16 protein-coding genes are annotated in these 17,544 nt (G+C 67.4%); 8 read left to right on the forward strand and 8 right to left on the reverse strand.

Features of this window, described 5'->3' with window-relative positions:
• Positions 1–64 precede the first annotated feature (64 nt).
• Complete coding sequence (locus tag NBG84_RS20045; RefSeq protein ID WP_250920900.1) at positions 65–274, forward strand: MbtH family protein; 210 nt, start codon at positions 65–67, stop codon at positions 272–274.
• Positions 275–335: 61 nt separating this feature from the next.
• Here the strand turns inward: NBG84_RS20045 and NBG84_RS20050 are convergent, their stop codons facing one another.
• The 4 genes from NBG84_RS20050 to NBG84_RS20065 all read right to left on the reverse strand — a co-directional run bounded on the left by NBG84_RS20050 (position 336) and on the right by NBG84_RS20065 (position 5,932).
• Positions 336–1,409, reverse strand: a complete 1,074-nt coding sequence (locus NBG84_RS20050; RefSeq protein ID WP_250920901.1) for an iron-siderophore ABC transporter substrate-binding protein — start codon at positions 1,407–1,409, stop codon at positions 336–338.
• A gap of 77 nt (positions 1,410–1,486) precedes the next feature.
• Entirely contained in the window at positions 1,487–3,397 is a 1,911-nt protein-coding gene (locus NBG84_RS20055; protein ID WP_250920902.1) for an ABC transporter ATP-binding protein, read from the reverse strand.
• Positions 3,394–5,121, reverse strand: a complete 1,728-nt coding sequence (locus NBG84_RS20060) for an ABC transporter ATP-binding protein (RefSeq protein WP_250920903.1) — start codon at positions 5,119–5,121, stop codon at positions 3,394–3,396. The genes NBG84_RS20055 and NBG84_RS20060 overlap by 4 nt, the downstream gene beginning before the upstream one ends.
• A gap of 121 nt (positions 5,122–5,242) precedes the next feature.
• Complete coding sequence (locus NBG84_RS20065; protein WP_250920904.1) at positions 5,243–5,932, reverse strand: hypothetical protein; 690 nt, start codon at positions 5,930–5,932, stop codon at positions 5,243–5,245.
• A 132-nt stretch (positions 5,933–6,064) separates the two neighbouring features.
• On the opposite strand from NBG84_RS20065, the gene NBG84_RS20070 reads away from it, so the two are divergent.
• Positions 6,065–7,636 carry an amidohydrolase gene (locus NBG84_RS20070; RefSeq protein WP_250920905.1) on the forward strand — a complete coding sequence of 524 codons (1,572 nt, stop codon included), beginning with the start codon at positions 6,065–6,067 and terminating at the stop codon, positions 7,634–7,636.
• 198 nt (positions 7,637–7,834) lie between these two features.
• Here the strand turns inward: NBG84_RS20070 and NBG84_RS20075 are convergent, their stop codons facing one another.
• On the reverse strand, positions 7,835–8,392 hold the full coding sequence (locus tag NBG84_RS20075) for an ATP-binding protein (protein ID WP_250920906.1): 558 nt from the start codon (positions 8,390–8,392) through the stop codon (positions 7,835–7,837).
• A gap of 193 nt (positions 8,393–8,585) precedes the next feature.
• On the opposite strand from NBG84_RS20075, the gene NBG84_RS20080 reads away from it, so the two are divergent.
• Both NBG84_RS20080 and NBG84_RS20085 read left to right on the forward strand, forming a co-directional pair.
• Positions 8,586–8,801 (forward strand): DUF397 domain-containing protein, encoded by a 216-nt coding sequence (locus NBG84_RS20080; RefSeq protein ID WP_250921095.1) that lies wholly within the window; start codon positions 8,586–8,588, stop codon positions 8,799–8,801.
• Positions 8,802–8,887: 86 nt separating this feature from the next.
• A complete protein-coding gene (locus NBG84_RS20085) occupies positions 8,888–9,790 on the forward strand; it encodes a helix-turn-helix domain-containing protein (RefSeq protein WP_250920907.1) in 903 nt (300 codons plus the stop codon).
• Between the two features lie 257 nt (positions 9,791–10,047).
• Here the strand turns inward: NBG84_RS20085 and NBG84_RS20090 are convergent, their stop codons facing one another.
• Positions 10,048–10,860 carry an SAM-dependent methyltransferase gene (locus tag NBG84_RS20090; protein WP_250920908.1) on the reverse strand — a complete coding sequence of 271 codons (813 nt, stop codon included), beginning with the start codon at positions 10,858–10,860 and terminating at the stop codon, positions 10,048–10,050.
• A 495-nt stretch (positions 10,861–11,355) separates the two neighbouring features.
• On the opposite strand from NBG84_RS20090, the gene NBG84_RS20095 reads away from it, so the two are divergent.
• Genes NBG84_RS20095 through NBG84_RS20105 form a run of 3 tightly spaced genes read left to right on the forward strand, consistent with a single transcriptional unit; the run spans position 11,356 to position 14,580 of the window.
• The gene (locus NBG84_RS20095; protein WP_250920909.1) at positions 11,356–12,402 is read left to right on the forward strand and encodes an iron-siderophore ABC transporter substrate-binding protein; all 1,047 of its coding nucleotides are present in this window, start codon (positions 11,356–11,358) and stop codon (positions 12,400–12,402) included.
• Between the two features lie 13 nt (positions 12,403–12,415).
• A complete protein-coding gene (locus tag NBG84_RS20100) occupies positions 12,416–13,447 on the forward strand; it encodes a FecCD family ABC transporter permease (RefSeq protein ID WP_250920910.1) in 1,032 nt (343 codons plus the stop codon).
• Positions 13,444–14,580, forward strand: a complete 1,137-nt coding sequence (locus NBG84_RS20105; RefSeq protein WP_425608666.1) for a FecCD family ABC transporter permease — start codon at positions 13,444–13,446, stop codon at positions 14,578–14,580. The genes NBG84_RS20100 and NBG84_RS20105 overlap by 4 nt, the downstream gene beginning before the upstream one ends.
• 159 nt (positions 14,581–14,739) lie before the next feature.
• Here the strand turns inward: NBG84_RS20105 and NBG84_RS20110 are convergent, their stop codons facing one another.
• The gene (locus NBG84_RS20110) at positions 14,740–15,678 is read right to left on the reverse strand and encodes a hypothetical protein (protein ID WP_250920912.1); all 939 of its coding nucleotides are present in this window, start codon (positions 15,676–15,678) and stop codon (positions 14,740–14,742) included.
• A gap of 116 nt (positions 15,679–15,794) precedes the next feature.
• Positions 15,795–16,244, reverse strand: coding sequence for a hypothetical protein (locus NBG84_RS20115; RefSeq protein ID WP_250920913.1), 450 nt, complete (start codon positions 16,242–16,244; stop codon positions 15,795–15,797).
• 218 nt (positions 16,245–16,462) lie between these two features.
• On the opposite strand from NBG84_RS20115, the gene NBG84_RS20120 reads away from it, so the two are divergent.
• Positions 16,463–17,491: a MarR family transcriptional regulator gene (locus tag NBG84_RS20120; protein WP_250920914.1), complete on the forward strand. Its 1,029-nt coding sequence runs from the start codon at positions 16,463–16,465 to the stop codon at positions 17,489–17,491.
• The last annotated feature ends 53 nt before the right edge of the window (positions 17,492–17,544 follow it).

A 17,544-nucleotide genomic window follows, 5' to 3' on the forward strand; every position in this document is an offset into this window, starting at 1 on the left:
AGCTCGACCATCCACATCGAACCACCCACCACGAACCACCCACAACGACAGGAGAGCGAAGGCGATGAGTAACCCGTTCGAGAACCCCGATGGCGTCTACACCGTCTTGGTGAACGATGAGGACCAGCACAGTCTGTGGCCCGACTTCATCGAGGTTCCCGCAGGCTGGCGAGTGGTCCACGGTCCCGGGCCGCGCCAGTCCTGCCTCGACTACATCGAGGCCAACTGGACCGATATGCGACCCAAGAGCCTGGTGCGAGCCATGGAGGGTTAGGCAGACGAAGAGGGAGCCGGGCCCATGGGCCCGGCTCCCTCTTCTACGCTACGTCATCCGATCAGGACGCGGGCGGAGCCACCTTGGTCTCCGGCTTTCCATCCACCGCGGCCAACAGTTGCGGAGCGAGTCGCTCCACCACGTACGGCAGGCTGAGGGCCGTGACGAACGAAGTGGCGTGACCGTAGTCGCTGGTCTCGTGGACAAAGACCTCACGCCCCTCCTTGGCCACCTTCAGACCGCGGTAGGAAGCGTCCTTGTGGAGCTTGGCGCTGTCCTTCGCCACATCGCCCACGATCCAGACGATGGCCTGCTGGTCGAGGAGATCCGTGCGCTCCTTGCTGATGTTCGCACCGAACTGGTCGCCGATCGCCTTGTCGAGGCCAGCGGGCAGCTTGAAGCCGAGGTTGCCCAGTAGCCGGGAGCGCGGGTCCTGGCTACCGAAGACGAACATGCCCTCGTACGGGGTTGCCATGATGGCGGTGGCGTTCTTGAACTCGGGCTTCGCCGCCTCGGCTATCTTCGCCTCGGTGTCGGCGATCACCTTCACCGCCTCGTTGGGCTTGCCGAGCACCAGGCCGACCTTCTGGGTCAGCTCCTGCCACGGAATGCCGTAGTCGTTGTACTGCTTGGGATGGGCCACCACCGGGGCGAACTTGCTCAAGGAGTCGTACTGGGCCTTGGTGAGGCCCCCGTACAGGGCCAGAATGACATCGGGCTTCAGGGCTGCGATCTTCTCCACCTGAGGACCCGTGCCGGTGTCCTTCAGTACGGTCGGAAGCTTGGCATCGCCCAGTTTGTCCTTCGCCCAGGGGCCGATGGCTCCTGGGTACCCGCCGAGCCACTCCGTGGTGCCGACCGGGACCTTGCCCAGCGCGAGCACGGCGTCCTGGTCAGTGAGGCCAACGGTGACGATCCGCTTCGGCTCCGACTTGATGGTGGTGCTGCCGTACTTGTGCTGGAGCGTGACCGGATAGGCGGCGGCGCTGTTACTGGACGGGCTCTTGGACTCCTTGTCCTTGCCGGAGTCCTTGGAGTCGTCAGAGCCACCACCGCACGCGGCGACGGTGCCGAACAGCAGCAGTGCGGAGGCGAGGGCGGTGGCGAGCCGTGGAGCTCTCTTCGAGCGGGCCATCGGTGGTCCTTCGGTTCGGGTTCCTGTGGAGCGGTGGAGAATGTGGTGCCTGATGTGGGGGCTGTGAGGGTGGGGTTCTAGGAGCCGGGCTCCGGGTGGTTCGGGGACCGCCGGGTGTCCGACCAGGCCTCCCACAGAGCGGCGTAGGGCCCGTCAGCGGCCCGCAGCGCGTCATGGGTGCCGGTTTCCACTACGCGCCCGGCCTCCATGACCACGATCCGGTCAGCGCTGGCCGCCTGAGTGAGCCGATGGGCGACGATGAGTGCGGTACGACCGTCGATCGCACGGGAGACGGCCTTCTCCAGGGCCCGTGCTCCGGTACTCCCCGCCTCCGCGGTGGCCTCGTCGAGGATCACCACCGGAGGGTCGGCGAGAATCAGCCGGGCCAGTGCCAGAGCCTGTGTCTGGGCTCCGCTGAGTCGGTGGCCGCCCTCGCCGATGACCGTCGCCATTCCATCAGGCAGTGCCTCGACCCAGCTCAGGGCGTCAACCCGGTCGAGAGCCGCCCGCAGTTCGGCGTCCGTGGCGCCAGCGCTGGCGAGTCGAAGGTCATCGGCGAGCGGGCCGGCGAAGACATGGGTCTCCTGAGTGATCAGGGCGACGGTACGCCGGATCGCTCCCGGCCCGATGTCCTCCAAGGACGCACCACCGAGCTCGATGGACCCCGTGGTCGGTCGGTGGATGCCGGCGATCAGTTTGGCCAGCGTGGTCTTACCGGCACCGCTCGCACCGACCAGGGCGACGCGTTCGCCGGGGCGCAGGGCCATGGCGACGTCGTGCAGGACCGGGTGGCCGCTTCGGTAGGAGTGACTCACCCCGGCCACCGCTACGGAGGAGTCCTTCGGCGCCAGGGGACGCTCGGGCTCCTTCGGGAGGGGCAGGTCCGCCACTCCGATGATGCGGGCGAGCCCGGCGATGGCCGACTGCGCATCGTCGATCAGCACCAGGGCGGAGTTGACGGGAGTGAAGAGGCTGTGGAAGTAGAGCGCGGCCGCCGTTGCCGTACCCAGGGACGCCGCCTCCGCTCGAACCAGCAGAAATCCCGTGGCCAGCACCGCGGCGAGCCCGATGAACTCGGCGATGTGCAGCCTGCTGTAGAAACGCAGCACCAGATGAACGCCGCGCATCGTCAGCCCGACCACGGACCATGATCGTTCCTCGACCCGCTCGCTGTGCTCCTTCTCCAGCCGGAAGGCGCGCACGGTGGAGCTGCCGCCGATGGTGTCGAGCAGTTGTTGCTGCTGAGCTCCGTTGGCCACCCGCTGCTCCGCGTAGAGCGGGACCGCGCGACGCACGTACCAGCGGGCGGTGTGGATCTGTACGGGGAGGGCCAGCAGGGCGGCGAGGAGGAACCGCCAGTCCAAAACGGCTAGGGCGCCCAGGGTCAACACGATCGCCAGCAGGGAGCGGGCCAACTCCGGAAGGGCGTTGCGGACGGCGTCGGCGGTGAGTGACACATCCCCGGTGACACGGACGGTCAGATCCCCCGAGCCGGCGCGCTCCACCTGTTCCAGGGGCAGGCCCAGAGCTCTTTCGATGAATCGTTCGCGCAGCTGGGCCAGGACGGACTCACCGAGGCGCGAGATCAAGGAGAGACCGGCAGCCGTGCTGAGTCCCTGGGCGACGGCGACGGCCGCCAGCAACAGCACGGTGGTGGTCAAGGCGCTGGGCGGGCGCTGGTCGGCGGCGATGTCGACGATACGGCCGAGCAGCGGCTGAGTGAGCAATCCGACGGCGGTTGCGATGACCATGACCGCGAAGCCGCCGATGGCCAGCCGGCGGTGGGGGCGTAGGAGCTCGGCGACGGCTGCGCGGGTGCGGGCAGCGGTGGCGATGGGCAGGAGGGTGCGCTCGGGTTCATCGCCCGCCGGGGCCGTCGGCGAGCCCTCGCCCACCGGGTCGGCGGTGGGGGGCGCGTCGGATCGGCTGGGGGACCTGGAGCCCTCCGCCGCCTCGTCCCCGTACGGCTGGTGTTGACGGTCGGTCATGAGAGCACCGCCGTGCGGTAGGTGACATGGTCTCGGACGAGTTCGACATGGGCCGCGGTGCTGGTGGTGCTGCCGCCCTCGATCAGGACGACGCGGTCGGTCATCGCCAGCAGTGCCGGGCTGGTGGTGACCACCACCGTGGTACGGCCGTGGCGTAGTTCCCTGAGCCCGGCGGCGATCTTGGCCTCGGTGACCGCGTCGACCGCGGTTGCCGGATCGTGGAGGACCAGCACGGGGGCGTCAACCGCGAGAGCCCGCGCCAGCGCCACCCGTTGCCGCTGGCCACCGGAGAGCGAGCGGCCACGCTCTGTCACCGCGGTCCCTCCTCCCTGGGGCAGTGTGAGGGCGACCTCGTCCGCGCCCGAGGCGGCCATGGCACGGGCGATGGAGTCCGCGGAGTCGGCGGCTGCGAAGACATTGCTGAGGAGGGTGCCCTCGAACAGGTCCGCGTCGTGTTCGGCGACCAGGATCGCCGTGCGCAGATCTCCGGGATCGAGGGTGCTCAGCGCGACTCCATCCAGCTCCACCACACCGCTGTCGGGGTCGAAGCGGCGAGCCAGCAGGCCGAGGAGCGCGGTGGCGTCGGCGGGCTCGGTGGCAACCACACCGACGATCTCGCCGGGGGCGACTTCGAGATCGAGGGCTTGAAGCGATCCATGGGAGACATCGCGCAGTTGGATCCGTCCTCGTACGGGACGGGGAAGGGTACCGGTGCCGGAGAGCACGGCGCCCTCGGTGGCGAGCACCTCGGCGATCCTGGCGGCCGAGGCCCGGCCCTGTGCCAGTTCCGCGTTGACCCAGGAGAACTCCGAGAGCGGACCCAGCAGGAACAACGCCAGACCCACCGCCGAGACCAACTCGCCCAGGCTGATGTCGCCCTCGGTGGCCAGACGTCCACCGACCAGGGCGACCAGGGCGATGAAGACACCGGTCAGCGCGAGTACGAGTCCGTTCTGCCATGCCCCGGCGCGCGCCGCACGGAGGGTGGCGGTGAGCGAGTCACCGCTGGTGCGGCGGTAGCGGGCGACGGCAGCGGGTTCAGCGCCGATGCCCTTGAGAACGCGCAGCCCCGTCACCAGATCCGCCGCCACACCCGACGCGTGGGCGGCGCGCTCCTGTTCTGCCTCACTGCGCCGCTCCAAGGGCTTGCTCAACAGATGCCCCAGCCACAGGAGTAGCGGTGTGCCCAGCAGGACCACCAGGCCGAGCAGGGCAGAGATCCGCACCAGGACGACCGCGCTGACCAGCAGTCCCATCAGGGCTGAGATGCCAACGATCAGCGCCATACAGACGGCGCCAACGCGCTTGGCGTCCTGCGTGGCGATATTGGTCAGTTCACCGGAGAGCCGCCCGCCCATCGCTTGGCCCTCGGGCGCGAGCAGCCGACCCACAAGGCGGGTCCGCAGCCGGTGGGCCGCCGTCTCCGCGGCGCGCTCCCCCGCACGGGCGCCAAAGCGAAAACTGAAGGAGAGACCGATGTAGATGACCCCGAGGGCGACGATTCCGAGCACCAGCCCGGTCGCATCCCCCTGGGCGACACCGCGGTCGATCACCACGCCGATCACCACGGGCACCAGGGCCTCGCCGGCCTGATGGCCCGCCCCCAAGAGCGAGCCAAGCACGACATCGCGCCGCTGCCCGGCCACCGAAGTCCTGAGAACTACCTTTCCCGACAGGGTTGTTGAACCCACCGCACCCCTCCGGCACCGTCCCGCAGTGCCCATCGAAAGAGCACGAGAATTTAGGTAAGGCTAGACTAAGTTCCAGCCGATGCCCACCCTTGGTCCGCCCCTCGGGCACAGTGAGGCCCATGGTGCGGGAGGGGATCGCGTCGAAGCGAACGCCTCAACCGCTCGGGCGGCCGGGGTCACCACCGTCGCACTGCGGCGCCTCGGACTCCTCCGCACAGACCCGGAGGGAATGCCCCGTACCAGGGCCGGCATGGCGGGAATCCCGCACCGCTCCCACTTCCACACCCTGATCAAGCCGGATCAGCCGATAGCGCTGTTCATACGGCGACCTTCTGCGCCGATCCGCCTTCTTGGGCCTGGCTCGGCGCGCGGCGGCGACCAACGCGGCGACCTCGGGGCTCTCCCTGCGCAGCCGATAGAGGGCACGCCCCGACATTCCCACGAGCGCCGCGGCCGGGCCGTGGAGCGCGCCGTTGCGTAGCGCCCGCAGCAGTACGCGCAGGGCGGCGGGGTTCAGCGGGCCCGCCAATCCCGCGGTCTGCGCTCGGGCCATATCGGTGGCCGCGGCCATGGCGGCGGCGAAAGACGGGTCCTGTGACTGCCAGTTGAGCAGGAGCCGTTCGGAGACACCCGCGGCCATGGCGCAGCCGGCCGAGTTCAGTCCGAGTGCCGCGGCCCGCAGGGCGTCGGCCATTCTGGCAGCGGTCTCATCGCGGAGACTGGGCCCTTTGCGCAGGGCGTAGAGCAAGGAGCGGTCAATATCCTCGTGCACGTCGAGACGGGCTACCACGCCATCGGCCCATGCCTCCAACGAGTTCGCAGGAGTCTCCCCGTACTCATCCACACCGCAACACCTTCTTAGGTTAGCCTCACCTAAACATAGTCCTTTCTGCATCGATATGGACCCCACCCAGGCGTGACTTCGTATCACTAGAGGGAATTCAGACGGTTCTCGTTCCACCGGAGGGATACGCCCATGCTCTGCACAAGGATCACCAACGCCAACATCATCACCATGGACCCAGCCCGTCCCGCCGGCCATGAACTCGGCATCTGGCGAGGGCTGATCGTCGGGGTCGACGATGAAGTGGCCGCGCTCCCCGCCCGGCGTGTTCTGGACCTCGGCGGGGCAACGCTTCTTCCTGGATTCATCGATGCCCATGTGCATCTGATGTGGGCGGGGCTGGCCGCCCGGGCGGTGAGCATCGCGCCCAGCACCGCCATCGACGACATCCTCAGCACGGTCGCTACCGCGGCCGCGGCCACGGCACCGGACGACTGGGTGGAGTTGTCCGGATACGATCAGCGCCCGTTGGGCCGTCATCTGACCGCCGCGGAGTTGGACACCGTGAGCGCGGGCCGCAAGGTCTTCCTCGGGCATGTCTCCGGCCATGGTTGTGTGGTGAACACCGCGGTCCTTGACCTGCTGCCGGTCGGCTCGACGCGTACGGCGGGCTTTCTCGCGGAGGAAGCCATGGCAGCCGCACGGCTGTTGCGGCCACCGCGGTCGCTGGTGGAACTGGCGGCGGCGATCGAGCAGGCAGCGGGCGTCTGTCGTACGGAAGGCATCACGGCCTGTGCCGAGGCCGGCCTCGGTAGCGAACTCTTCGCCTATGGCCCGCTCGATGCCGGCGCCTTCCAACTAGCCCTGGACCAGGGTCGACTGACGGTTCGCACCCAACTCATGGTGGCGGCGAACGCCTTGGGCCCGGTGGAGGCATCGCCCCACGATCGAACCACCCACGCCATCAGTCTTGGGCTGCGCAGTGGTTTTGGAGACGGCAGGCTCTCGTTGGGAGCACTCAAGATCTTCACCGACGGCGGAATGATGGCACGAACGGCCGCACTCAGCAGCCCCTACCAGGGCTCCTCGGAATCAGGGCAGTTGCAGCAGACCGCCAGACCGCTGAAGGACATCATTGTCGAGGGACATCTCGCGGGTTGGCAGCTCGCCGTGCACGCCATCGGCGATCGGGCGGTCGATGTCGCACTCGACGCCCTGGCGGAAGCCCAGCGCCAGCACCCCCGCCCCCACGCTCGCCACCGCATCGAACACGCGGGCCTCGTCCGCCCCGACCAGTTGCCGAGATTCGCCGCACTCGGGGTGTCCGCTGTCATCCAACCCGGCTTCCTGAGGCACTTCGGTGACGACTACGCCGCGATCATGGGCGATGAGCGTGCGCCCTGGCTCTACCGTGGCAGGGGCTTCCTCGACAACGGCGTACGCCTGGTGGGAAGTTCGGACCGGCCGGTCGCCGATGGCGCTCCCCTGCGGGCCATCCAGTTCATGGTGGAACGGGCCTCGCTCTCGGGGCAGATCATCGGTCCGGACGAGGGAGTCACGGTCGAGGAGGCACTGCGCGCCTACACCTCGGACGCCGCATACACCTGCCACTGGGAAGACAGCGCGGGAACCATCTCCGCAGGCAAGCGGGCAGACCTTGTGGTGCTCGCCGACGATCCCAGGAGAGTGCCTTCCTCCGCCATCGGGAGCATCGAGGTGCTCGGAACGTTCCTGGAGGGCGAGAGTGAATCGTATGGGCTCTGAAGCCGAGCCGCACACTGTCACACCACCACACCAGGACCTGTCCGGCGGCGGCCACCCCGTTCGCGTCGCGCTGACTTGAGCGCTTGCTCCGACACACCGGACCTCGGTCCTGGTGGACCGGACGGCGGGCTGGAGACGAATGCATTCTTCAGACACCCGCGCGGATGCGGCGGTGTCACAGCAGCCCAGGTCCGGATCTCAACCGCTGCTCGGCTGGAGCGAAAGCGTCGCCCAGACCGTCTTGCCCCGTGGCGGGGTCAGCGACCAGGACCAGGTCCGGCTCAGCGCGCTGATCAGTGCGAGCCCCCGACCGCCCAGCGCCGAGGCTTCCGCATCACGCGGACACGGCGGGTTGGAACTGGGGTCGGTGACCGCGCAGACCAGCTCATCGGGGTGGAGGAAGATGCCGAGCCAGACGGGGTACTCCCCCAGGTCACCGGCTCCCGGCTCCAGTGCGTGCTGAACGGCGTTGGTCACCAACTCGCTGACGACCAGTCCCGCGTCAGGTAGTACCCGCTGAAGTGCCCATCGATCCAGGGTGGATGCGAGAAAGCGTCGAGCCTGGGGCGCGTTGCGCAGCTGGCCATCCAGGCCGCAAGCCGCGAAACCTGCCGGACGGACGCCCTGGCCCGCTCCCCACGGCTGCTCGCTCGACGCGGTTAAGCCCAACGGCCAGCGCACACCGGGGGCGGCCTCGCGCAACCGGCCGCCGTACCTGGTGCTCGCGTTCGCCGAGGCTGACACATGGGTCGTCACTGGTCATGTCCCCCTGGAGGCTGCGGACTTCGGGCGCTGTAGCAGCCGCCGTGAGGACGAGTATGGTCGAGTATCACGTCGGAATGCAATTGCATCTGAGATTGCAAATGGGATTGCATAGACCGGTACCATTTGGCACGAACGTACGTTCGGAGAGCAAGGGGCTGTTGCGGTGGAGCGTTTCTTCAACGGCATGAGGGCCGACACCCTGAGTGCGGCAACATGGACAAAAAGCAGTTACAGCAACGCAACGGGAAACTGTGTGGAGTTCGCACAACTACCGGGCGGACGGGTCGCGATACGCAACTCCCGGGACCCGCAGGGGCCGGCCCTGATCTATACGCGGGACGAGATAGCCGCGTTCGTGGCAGGAGCCAGAGGTGGCGACTTTGATTCTGTGATTGGCTGAAAAGCTTCTAGGGAACGTCGTGTTCCATATCTGAGAAGCATCGGTAGGGGATACTGGCACCTTCCCAGCGTCCGCAGGAGCGCCCGATGGCTGCAACCGACCCGAACGAGTCGTTGTTCGTACGACCCCTGGGGGCGGTGGAGAAGAACCCGACCGCACTGAAGGTGATCCTCGGCGGCAAACTACGCGAACTGCGAGTTGCCGCCGGGCTCGACCCGGCTGATGTGGATGGTCGACTCGGCTTTTCACGCTCGAAAACAAGCCGAATCGAACTGGGGCGCCATGGGTGCAAAAACGCCGATGCCCTTGCGCTTCTCGGCCTCTACGGGGTTGACGGCGAGGAGCGCATAGCCGAGTTCCTGCGGCTGGTCGAACAGTCCCATAGACCGGACTGGTGGCGCTCCTTCAACGATGTGCTCTCCGACTTCTTCACCCCGCTCGTGGCCCTGGAGGGCGCGGCAGAGCGCATCCGTACCTACGAGCCGTTCTACGTACCCGGGCTGCTCCAGATTCCCGAGTACACCACCGCTGTGATCACGAACGGCCCGGAGCATCTCCTCTCCCACGATGTGATGCGCCGGGTCGAGCTGCGGCAGGAGCGGCAGCGGCATCTTGACGAGCCGGACGCACCTCATCTGTGGACCGTCCTCGATGAGTCCGTGCTGCTGCGCACGGTCGGCGGCCCGGAGGTGATGCGGGCGCAACTCAAGCACCTCATCGCCATGATGGAGCGCCCGAGGGTCTCCCTTCAGATCGCCCCTCTCGATGTGTCGGCAGCGGTGGGTGTCGGGACCGGTGTCACCTATCTGCGTTTCGCCCTGGGCGGTCTGAAGGACGCCGTCTACATCGAGCATCTGACCGACTCGACGTTCACCCAGAAGCCGCAGACCGTCGAGCAGTACCGCAACATGCTGGACCGGCTCGGCGCCTGCGCCCTGACCCCCGCGGAGTCCCGGGCCATGTTGGAGAAACGACTCGACGCCTACTGATCGCATACGAAAGGCCACCCCTGAGAGGCGAATTCCAGGGGTGGCCTTTCGCGTGAGGGCGCCGGTCCAGCCATCGGCAGGGGGGCCGGCGATTGGCAGAGGGCGCCGACTCGTTCGGCTCGACCTTGGCCCGCGAGCGCGACGGACGGACGGACGGAAGCACCGAAACCGACGGCCCTGATCGCACCCGCCGCGAGCGGTGTGCGACCAGGGCCGTTGTGTCAGCCGACCGGCGACTTGCCGGAAATCAGGGCGGATCAGCCTATCCGGGCGACGCCACCCCACTCAAGCCACTCATGGGTCTGCTGAACGGGCGCGAGATCGTTGTCCGGCCGCCAGGTGGAGACCTCGGCGAGTCCGGGGCTGAGGATGTCGAATCCATCGAAGTAGGCCGCGACCTCCCGCTGTTCACGCACCCGGCCCCAGTGGCCGCCGGTGGCCTCGGCCATGAAGTCCGTGACGAACTTGCGGATCTCGGGGCGGTCACTGACGAGTTGGCAGACGACCAGGAAGCTACCGGGCACCAACTTCTCCGCGACCCGTCGGATCAAGGCGGCCGGATCGTCCTCGTCCGGGATGCAGTGCATCACCGAGACGAAGAGCGCTGCGACGGGCTGCCGGAAGTCAATGAGCCGGGTAGTCTCCTCATGGCCGAAGATGCCGTCGGTGTCACGCATATCAGCCTGGATGACCGCGGTGCGGTCATTCTCGTTGAGCAGGGCACGGCCGTGGGCCAGCACGATCGGATCGTTGTCGACGTACACGACCCTCGACTCGGGGGCGATGGCCTGGGCGACCTGGTGGACGTTGTCCTGGGTGGGCAGGCCGGAACCGTGGTCGATGAACTGGCGTATGCCGTGTTCACTGGCGAGCAGCCGCACCACCCGCTGGAGGAAGCGGCGGTTGTTCACCGCCAGTTCCTTGGTGCTGGGCACCTGCTTCAGCAGCTCTTCGCATGCTTCGCGATCCGACTCGTAGTTGTCGCTACCCCCCAGGTAGTAGTCGTACATCCGAGCCACGCTCGGCACAGTCGTGTCAATGGCGTCCGGGCGCCATGACTCCCCACGCATCCAGCCCTCACCCGCGTTTCTTGAACAGGAGCTACAGGGCGACCATGCTAGGGAGAGGGTGCTCCCCCGGATAGGCCATCCGGTAAGGACGGAGTCCGCGACACTCCTTTTCGGCCACGTTCGCACAGGCTTCCGGAGACGGTTTCCCCCACGGCAACCCAAAGACCTCGCGCACGGCAGCGGATGTAGCCCAGTTCGTACCGTTCCTCCTGGGGGCGGCTCTCGGGGTTCCCGAGGATCGGCCTCACAGCCGACTGTTGATCTTGGCCGATATCTCGGCACCTGCCTCAGCCGCACCACCCGGACTCGCGAGGCCGGAAGTGCCGAGCCCCCGATCAGGGGGGTGGTTGAACGTTTCGCCAATCGTAGCTTAGGCTTACCTAAGTCGATCAGCGCCGCACTGTTCCGTCATGTCCGACATGGCGTGTTTACGGGTGGGGTGGCCATCCGGACCACGCCGGATCGACCCACACACCAACTCCATGAGGAACATCCATGCTCGGGTTCACTCGCGTGCGTCGTCGCACGCTCGCCGCCGCGGCCACCGCCACGGCCGTTGTCCTCACCATTGGTGGTTGCTCATCATCCGACGAGGGCGACAAGAAGGCCGCTGGCACCGAGAAGAGCGGCGGCGCGTTCCCGGTCTCGATCAAGAGCGCACTGGGTACGGCGGAGATCACCGAGCAGCCGAAGCGTGTCGTCACGCTGGGCCAGGGCTCTACCGAGACGGCCATCGCCCTGGGGCACACCCCGGTGGGCATCGAGAGCTACCCCTGGGGCAGCGACAAGACCGGATACCTCCCCTGGATTCATGAGGCGGTGACCAAGGCGGGCGACAAGCTGCCCAAGCAGTTCACCGGTGGCGAGGAGATCGACTTCGAAGCGATCACCGAGCTGGAGCCGGATGTCATCCTCGCGCCGTGGTCGGGCGTCACACAGAAGCAGTACGACATCCTGAAGGACATCGCCCCCACGGTCGCCTACCCCGATCTGCCGTGGAGCACCAACTGGGACCAGCAGATCGGCATCATCGCCAAGGCTCTGGGCAAGCCGGACGACGCGAAGAAGCTCACGAACACCATCGAGAAGCAGCTGGCCGACGCGGCCAAGACCCGGCCGAACTACAAGGACCTCACGTTCTCGTACGTCTACAACACCGGCCCCGGCACTCTCGGTGTGTTCCAGGCCGAAGAGCAGCGGGTGAAGATGGTCTCCTCGCTGGGTCTCACCGTGGACCCGGTGGTGAACACCTTCAAGGAGACCGAGGGCACGGACTCGGCGCTCATCGGTCTGGAGAACGCGGAGAAGCTCAAGGACAGCGATCTGATCTTCACGTTCTACAGCGATGACAAGAACCGCAAGGAGATCGAGTCCCAGCCCCTGTACAAGGCCATCCCGGCAATCCAGAAGGGTGCCGTCGTGGTCGGCGACAACAACCCGTTTGTGACGGCGTCCTCGATCATCAACCCGCTGACCGTGCCGTGGGTGATCGACCGCTATCTGCCGCTGATCGACAAGGCCGTCGTCGCCGCGGGCAAGTAGGCGCACCCGACAGATGACGACTGTCACTCAGCTCCCGCCGGGCAGTACCACGCGCAGTGGTACTGCTCGGCGTGCGTATGCGCTGGTCATCGGAGTGGCCCTCCTGGCGCTCGCCCTCTTTGCGAGCGTGATGTTCGGCAGCCGGACGACCTCTTTCAGCGATGTGGTCGATGTGCTGTCCGGTACGGCCGGCCAACAGGTCACGACAGTGATCGAAAGCCGCTACCCCCGGACCGCGCTCGGTGTGCTGGCCGGTCTCGCGCTCGCCGTCGCGGGCACGCTGATGCAGGGCGTCACCCGCAACTCGCTGGCCGAACCGGGACTCCTGGGAATCAACGCGGGAGCGAGTGCGAGCATCGTCACCGCGACCGCCTTCTGGGGAGCCACCGGCAACTCCGCCACCATGTGGTGGGCGCTGCCGGGAGCACTGGTCGCCGGGATCGCCGTCCAGGCCATCGGTTCGGTGGGTTCCAGCAAGAGCCAGGTCCGACTGGTGCTGGCGGGCGCGGTGCTCTCGGCGATGCTGATGGCGTACATCCAGGCGGTCACCCTGAGCAAGCCGCAGGTGTTCGACAGCTACCGGTACTGGGTGGTCGGCGCGCTCGGCGGCCGGGACTTCGACGTCTTCATGGCGATGCTTCCGTTCACCGTCGTCGGTCTCGTCCTCGCCGTGGTGTTGGGTCAGAGCCTGAACGCCCTGGCGCTCGGTGACGCGACCGCTGCCTCGCTCGGCGCCAACCCGTGGTTGGTCCGTGGGGCGGGCTTGGTCGCGGCCACACTGCTCAGCGCGGCCGCGACGGCCGCGGTCGGTCCGATCGCCTTTGTCGGTCTCGCCGTGCCCCATGTCGTACGGGCCGTGGTGGGAGTGGACTTTCGCTGGCAGATCGCGTTCTCAGCGATCGCGGGACCCACGCTGCTGCTGGCCGCTGATGTCGTCGGGCGGGTGGTGATGCGGCCCCAGGAACTGATGGTGGGGGTGGTGACCGCCTTCATCGGCGCTCCCGCGTTGCTCGTCGCCGTACGCAGAATGAGGGGGAACGCATGACGGCGCGGCACAGTGGCACACCAGCCCCGCGGAAGCAGCCCACCGGCAGCGGGGGAGGCGACTGTGCGCGCGGCACGTCCCGACCGGCCCCGCATTCCACCGCACCTCGGGGATTTCTCCAGGTGGGAGGGGTGGTGGCGGTCCCCCTTCGGCGAGTGTCCCTCATCACGGCCGTCGTCCTGCTGGTGCTGACCGCCGCTGTGGCGATCGTCACCCTCTCGCTCGGCCGGCTGGGCATTCCGCTGGCCGAACTCGGTGAGGCGGTTTCCGGTGGGGCGAAGGGCAAGAACGCCTTCGTCTTCGAGCGACTCCGCGGCCCTCGGCTCGTCGTCGCACTCGGAACCGGGTGCGCGCTCGGTCTGTCGGGTGCGTTGTTCCAGTCGGCGACCCGCAACCCGCTGGGCAGTCCTGATGTGATCGGGCTGGGCGCTGGGGCTGGCGCGGGGGCGGCGTTTGCCGCGCTGATGCTGCCGGGAACCGTACCGGTAGCGGTGGGCGCGCTCGTGGGAGGTGTACTGGCGATGACGCTGGTCTATGTCTCCACGGGGACCGGCTTCCGCAATCCCGCGCGGTTGGTCGTGGCCGGTATCGGTGTTGCCGCGATCTGCACCGCGGTCACGCAGTACGTCGTGTACGCCATGGAACGGGACAAGGCTTCCGCTCTGATGTCGTATGTCAACGGCAGCCTGTCGGCGCGGTCCTGGGATGACGCGACGACCATCTGGCTCGTGATGCTCTGCGCCGCCCCGCTGACCGCCCTGATCGCACGGCGTCTGTCCATCAGTGAGATGGGCGACGACATCGCGCAAGGGCTGGGGTCGAACCCGAAGAACACCAAGACCTTCGCCGTCGTCCTCGCCATCGTGCTCTCGGCGGGTGCGGTCAGCGTGGCGGGTCCCATCGCGTTCATCGCGTTGACCGCGCCTCAGATCGCCAAGCGGATCACCCGGGTACCGGGGCCCCATCTGCTGCTTTCCGCGCTCACCGGGGCGCTGCTCCTCGTACTGGCTGACCTGTGCGCACAGCAGCTCCCGCTCTTTGAGAACCTTCCGGTCGGCATCTACACCATGGCCATCGGCGGCGCGTACCTCGGATATCTGCTGGTCAGGGAACGGCGAAAGGGAACGCTGTAGCGGAGTACGGAGACGGAGTACGAAGGTGGGCGCCCGTCCCGGTCGGCTGGGCGGCGCCTGTGTGTGTTCGGCTGCACCGGTGATGGGCGGCGGCCACAGGCGATCCCTGCCCGAAGGGGTCGTCGCCCTCAGGTGCGGCGTCGCTGTGTGCCGGTTTCGTCAGTGGCCGCCGAGCACCCGATCGGCGTTGGCCAGTTGAGTACGAATGTCCGCGGCGATCGCGGCCAGTTCGGGCTTCTTCTCCCTCATGACCCGCCGCTGATAGTCCGCATCCACGGCGGACCACACCCCGACGACATTGGTGTCCCTCTTGCACGACACATCCCTGCGCGCCAGCGCGATCTCCGCCGGGCCCGCGGTGTCGGTCTGGTACAGGGGTGATCTTCCAGGAGCCCGGGTCGGATCGGCATAGTCGTAGCCGTACCGCTGCATACAGCGCGACCACGCCCCGAAGACGGCGGTCACCCGGGGGTCACGCTGTGACTGCTGATAACTACCGATGTTGATGGCACCGACGAGTTCCCGATTGCCGATCTTGTCTGGGGAGCCGGAGAGTGCGGCGGTTGCCTCCCCCAGACATCCCCCGCGAGGCAGCGCTCGCCCGCTGTCGTCCTGCTGCGCCGGGGTGCCGTCTTCGTTGAGTCCGGTCGCGACGAGCATATGGGCCGGTGCGGGCGTGGGCCCGGCTGCCACCTTGCTCTTGACCTGCTTCTGGGGTGACCCGGGAGCGGGATGGTAGCCGTGCCGGGATGCGGCCACGGCGTCGGTGAGACCGTATCGGTGTGCCGTGTTGGCGGGATTGCGCGTTCCGGTGTCCGGTGGCGCTGACTTCGGCACGGGCCAGGGGTGGCCGAAGCGCCGCATGCAGGAGGCTGTCAGTACCGCCCGTGCCTGGAGCAGCCGCGCGACCTGACGGTCGGTGAAGAGATAGGGCTCGATGGGCAGTACGAGGGAGTCGACCGACAGCAGGGTGGGAAATTCGCGCAGGCTGGGTGGGCGCTGCTGCTGGCCCGGTGACCGATCACCCGGAGCGCAACCCACGGCGGTGGCGAACAGGAGGACCAAGGCCGCAAGCGTGCGCTTGCTGAGCGGGTTCATCGCGGCTCCCCTTCTGCGACCTGCTTGAGGCAACCGGCCCGGTGCCCAGGCCGTGGTGGTGCGGGTGCCCGCCCGTGTGCACACGGGCGGGCAGTACGGTGACTACCTCCTGCCTCCTACCTCCACCAGCCGAGTGAGGCGTTGTTGTTGCGCACTCCGTTGTTGAGCGCGCGGGAGTCACCCGGGTAGAAGTCGTCGTACGGAGCCGCGCCGCTCGCGTTCTGGTTCTCGTTGTAGTAGATGCGTGCGACCCAGGTGCCGTCGTTGTTCCAGGCACGGTTGACGTTGTTCTTGACCCGCAGGCCATGGCCTTCCCCGCCGGCGGCGAAGGTGTGTCCGGCGAAGTCGTTCACCGCGCCCCCGTACTTGCTCCAGGAACTGTTGGCGGACGCGCTGTAGTACAGGTAGATGTTCCCGTCCCAGGCCGCTGCCCGCTCGGCCCCAGGGGCCTCGGATACCGCTGCGGGCTCAGAAGCGGAAGCAGGTCCGGTAGCCAGAACGGCCGTTGTCGCGAGCAGCGCCGCTGCGGTTGCGAGTGCCCCAACGGTACGACGTACAGATGTCATGGATTTCCTCCGTTGCCGGGGTGAAGACAGACGCCGTCGGCAGCCTCCGGCCCACCCCGTGGTGCTTGGCTCCCACGCTAGGACGCGTCCGATGGAGGTGAAATAAATTTCGGTCCTGGCCGAAGGTCACCAGATGGCGGAATAGGCACTACCGCCGGGGACACCGAGCCGGAACAGTAAGACGCCTGGGTAGGCAGCCTTTTCACGGGGGTACGTTCGTGCTGCGCATCCACTTCAGTGCGGAGGATCTCGGTCGGATCCGTCTTGCACCAGGACCTGATCCCGCGTGGGAAACACTGCTGAGCATTCATGTCCTGGGCAGCTACGACAACGATATCGGGATGCTCGGCTGGCGTACTCGAATGCGGGGTTCACTCGATCCCGCGGCCCGACCGCTGCTGCGCCTGGCCCCGCCTCGCGGCTACTCACCGGATTTCCTGACGCCGGCCGGCGGTACCACCTGTGTCGAAAGCGGAATCGAAGCGATTCTGTCGACCCCTCGTACACAGCTTCGTACAGATCTCGCCACGCTCGGCGCGGAACAGAAGCTTCCGTCGTGGGCGGAGGCACTGGCACAGGGCGATCCGGGGGCACTCAGGGGTTTGGGGTCAGCGCTGAGGCGGTACCACCGGCAGGCCCTGCGTCCGTACTGGGCGCAGATCCAGTCCGCGGTGGACGCCGAGCGGTCGGCCCGGGCCAAGGCCTTCCTGGCCGGTGGTACCGATGGGCTCCTGGGAAGTCTGCATCCGACCGTGCGCTGGAAGGCACCCGTGCTGGAGGTCGACTACCCATCGCGGCAGGACCTGTTCCTCCAGGGGCGTGGGCTGCTCCTGGTGCCTTCGTATTTCTGTCGGAACATGCCGATCACACTCCGGGACAGATCGCTCGCGCCCATGCTGGTCTATCCGATCAACCGGGACACCAGAGCGCTGACACTGGACCAGACCGCATACGCGCCGGGCGCCGACACCTTGGCACGCCTACTCGGCCGCACCCGCGCGGCCACCCTTCTGATGATCGCGGACTCCGAGAACGCCACGGGCAACGAGATCGCCCGCCGACTCGATATCTCGCCAGCCTCGGCCAGTGAGCATGCGACCGTGCTGCGTGACGCGGGGCTGATCGGGAGCCTGCGGGTAGGGAACACCATTCGCCATGCTCTGACACCCCTCGGGGTGGAGTTGCTGGAGGGGCGCCTCCCAGCGGTTCTGGGCCCGCGGACCCAACAGCGGGCGAACTGCTCCTGACCCCGGTCGGTACAGCCGGGGCCAGGGGCCGGGGTCGCGGGGCATCGGCGCCT

This window comes from Streptomyces albipurpureus, assembly GCF_023701525.1.
GTDB classification, from domain to species: domain Bacteria; phylum Actinomycetota; class Actinomycetes; order Streptomycetales; family Streptomycetaceae; genus Streptomyces; species Streptomyces albipurpureus.

What these genes read in the sequence shown, in the direction of transcription:
- NBG84_RS20070 (WP_250920905.1), top strand. Translation starts at nt 6,065, where the DNA reads ATGCTCTGCACAAGGATCACCAACGCCAACATCATCACCATGGACCCA.
- NBG84_RS20080 (WP_250921095.1), top strand. Translation starts at nt 8,586, where the DNA reads ATGAGGGCCGACACCCTGAGTGCGGCAACATGGACAAAAAGCAGTTAC.
- NBG84_RS20105 (WP_425608666.1), top strand. Translation starts at nt 13,444, where the DNA reads ATGACGGCGCGGCACAGTGGCACACCAGCCCCGCGGAAGCAGCCCACC.
- NBG84_RS20085 (WP_250920907.1), top strand. Translation starts at nt 8,888, where the DNA reads ATGGCTGCAACCGACCCGAACGAGTCGTTGTTCGTACGACCCCTGGGG.
- NBG84_RS20060 (WP_250920903.1), bottom strand. Translation starts at nt 5,121, where the DNA reads ATGGGCACTGCGGGACGGTGCCGGAGGGGTGCGGTGGGTTCAACAACC.
- NBG84_RS20110 (WP_250920912.1), bottom strand. Translation starts at nt 15,678, where the DNA reads ATGAACCCGCTCAGCAAGCGCACGCTTGCGGCCTTGGTCCTCCTGTTC.
- NBG84_RS20100 (WP_250920910.1), top strand. Translation starts at nt 12,416, where the DNA reads ATGACGACTGTCACTCAGCTCCCGCCGGGCAGTACCACGCGCAGTGGT.
- NBG84_RS20115 (WP_250920913.1), bottom strand. Translation starts at nt 16,244, where the DNA reads ATGACATCTGTACGTCGTACCGTTGGGGCACTCGCAACCGCAGCGGCG.
- NBG84_RS20050 (WP_250920901.1), bottom strand. Translation starts at nt 1,409, where the DNA reads ATGGCCCGCTCGAAGAGAGCTCCACGGCTCGCCACCGCCCTCGCCTCC.
- NBG84_RS20090 (WP_250920908.1), bottom strand. Translation starts at nt 10,860, where the DNA reads ATGCGTGGGGAGTCATGGCGCCCGGACGCCATTGACACGACTGTGCCG.
- NBG84_RS20095 (WP_250920909.1), top strand. Translation starts at nt 11,356, where the DNA reads ATGCTCGGGTTCACTCGCGTGCGTCGTCGCACGCTCGCCGCCGCGGCC.
- NBG84_RS20045 (WP_250920900.1), top strand. Translation starts at nt 65, where the DNA reads ATGAGTAACCCGTTCGAGAACCCCGATGGCGTCTACACCGTCTTGGTG.
- NBG84_RS20055 (WP_250920902.1), bottom strand. Translation starts at nt 3,397, where the DNA reads ATGACCGACCGTCAACACCAGCCGTACGGGGACGAGGCGGCGGAGGGC.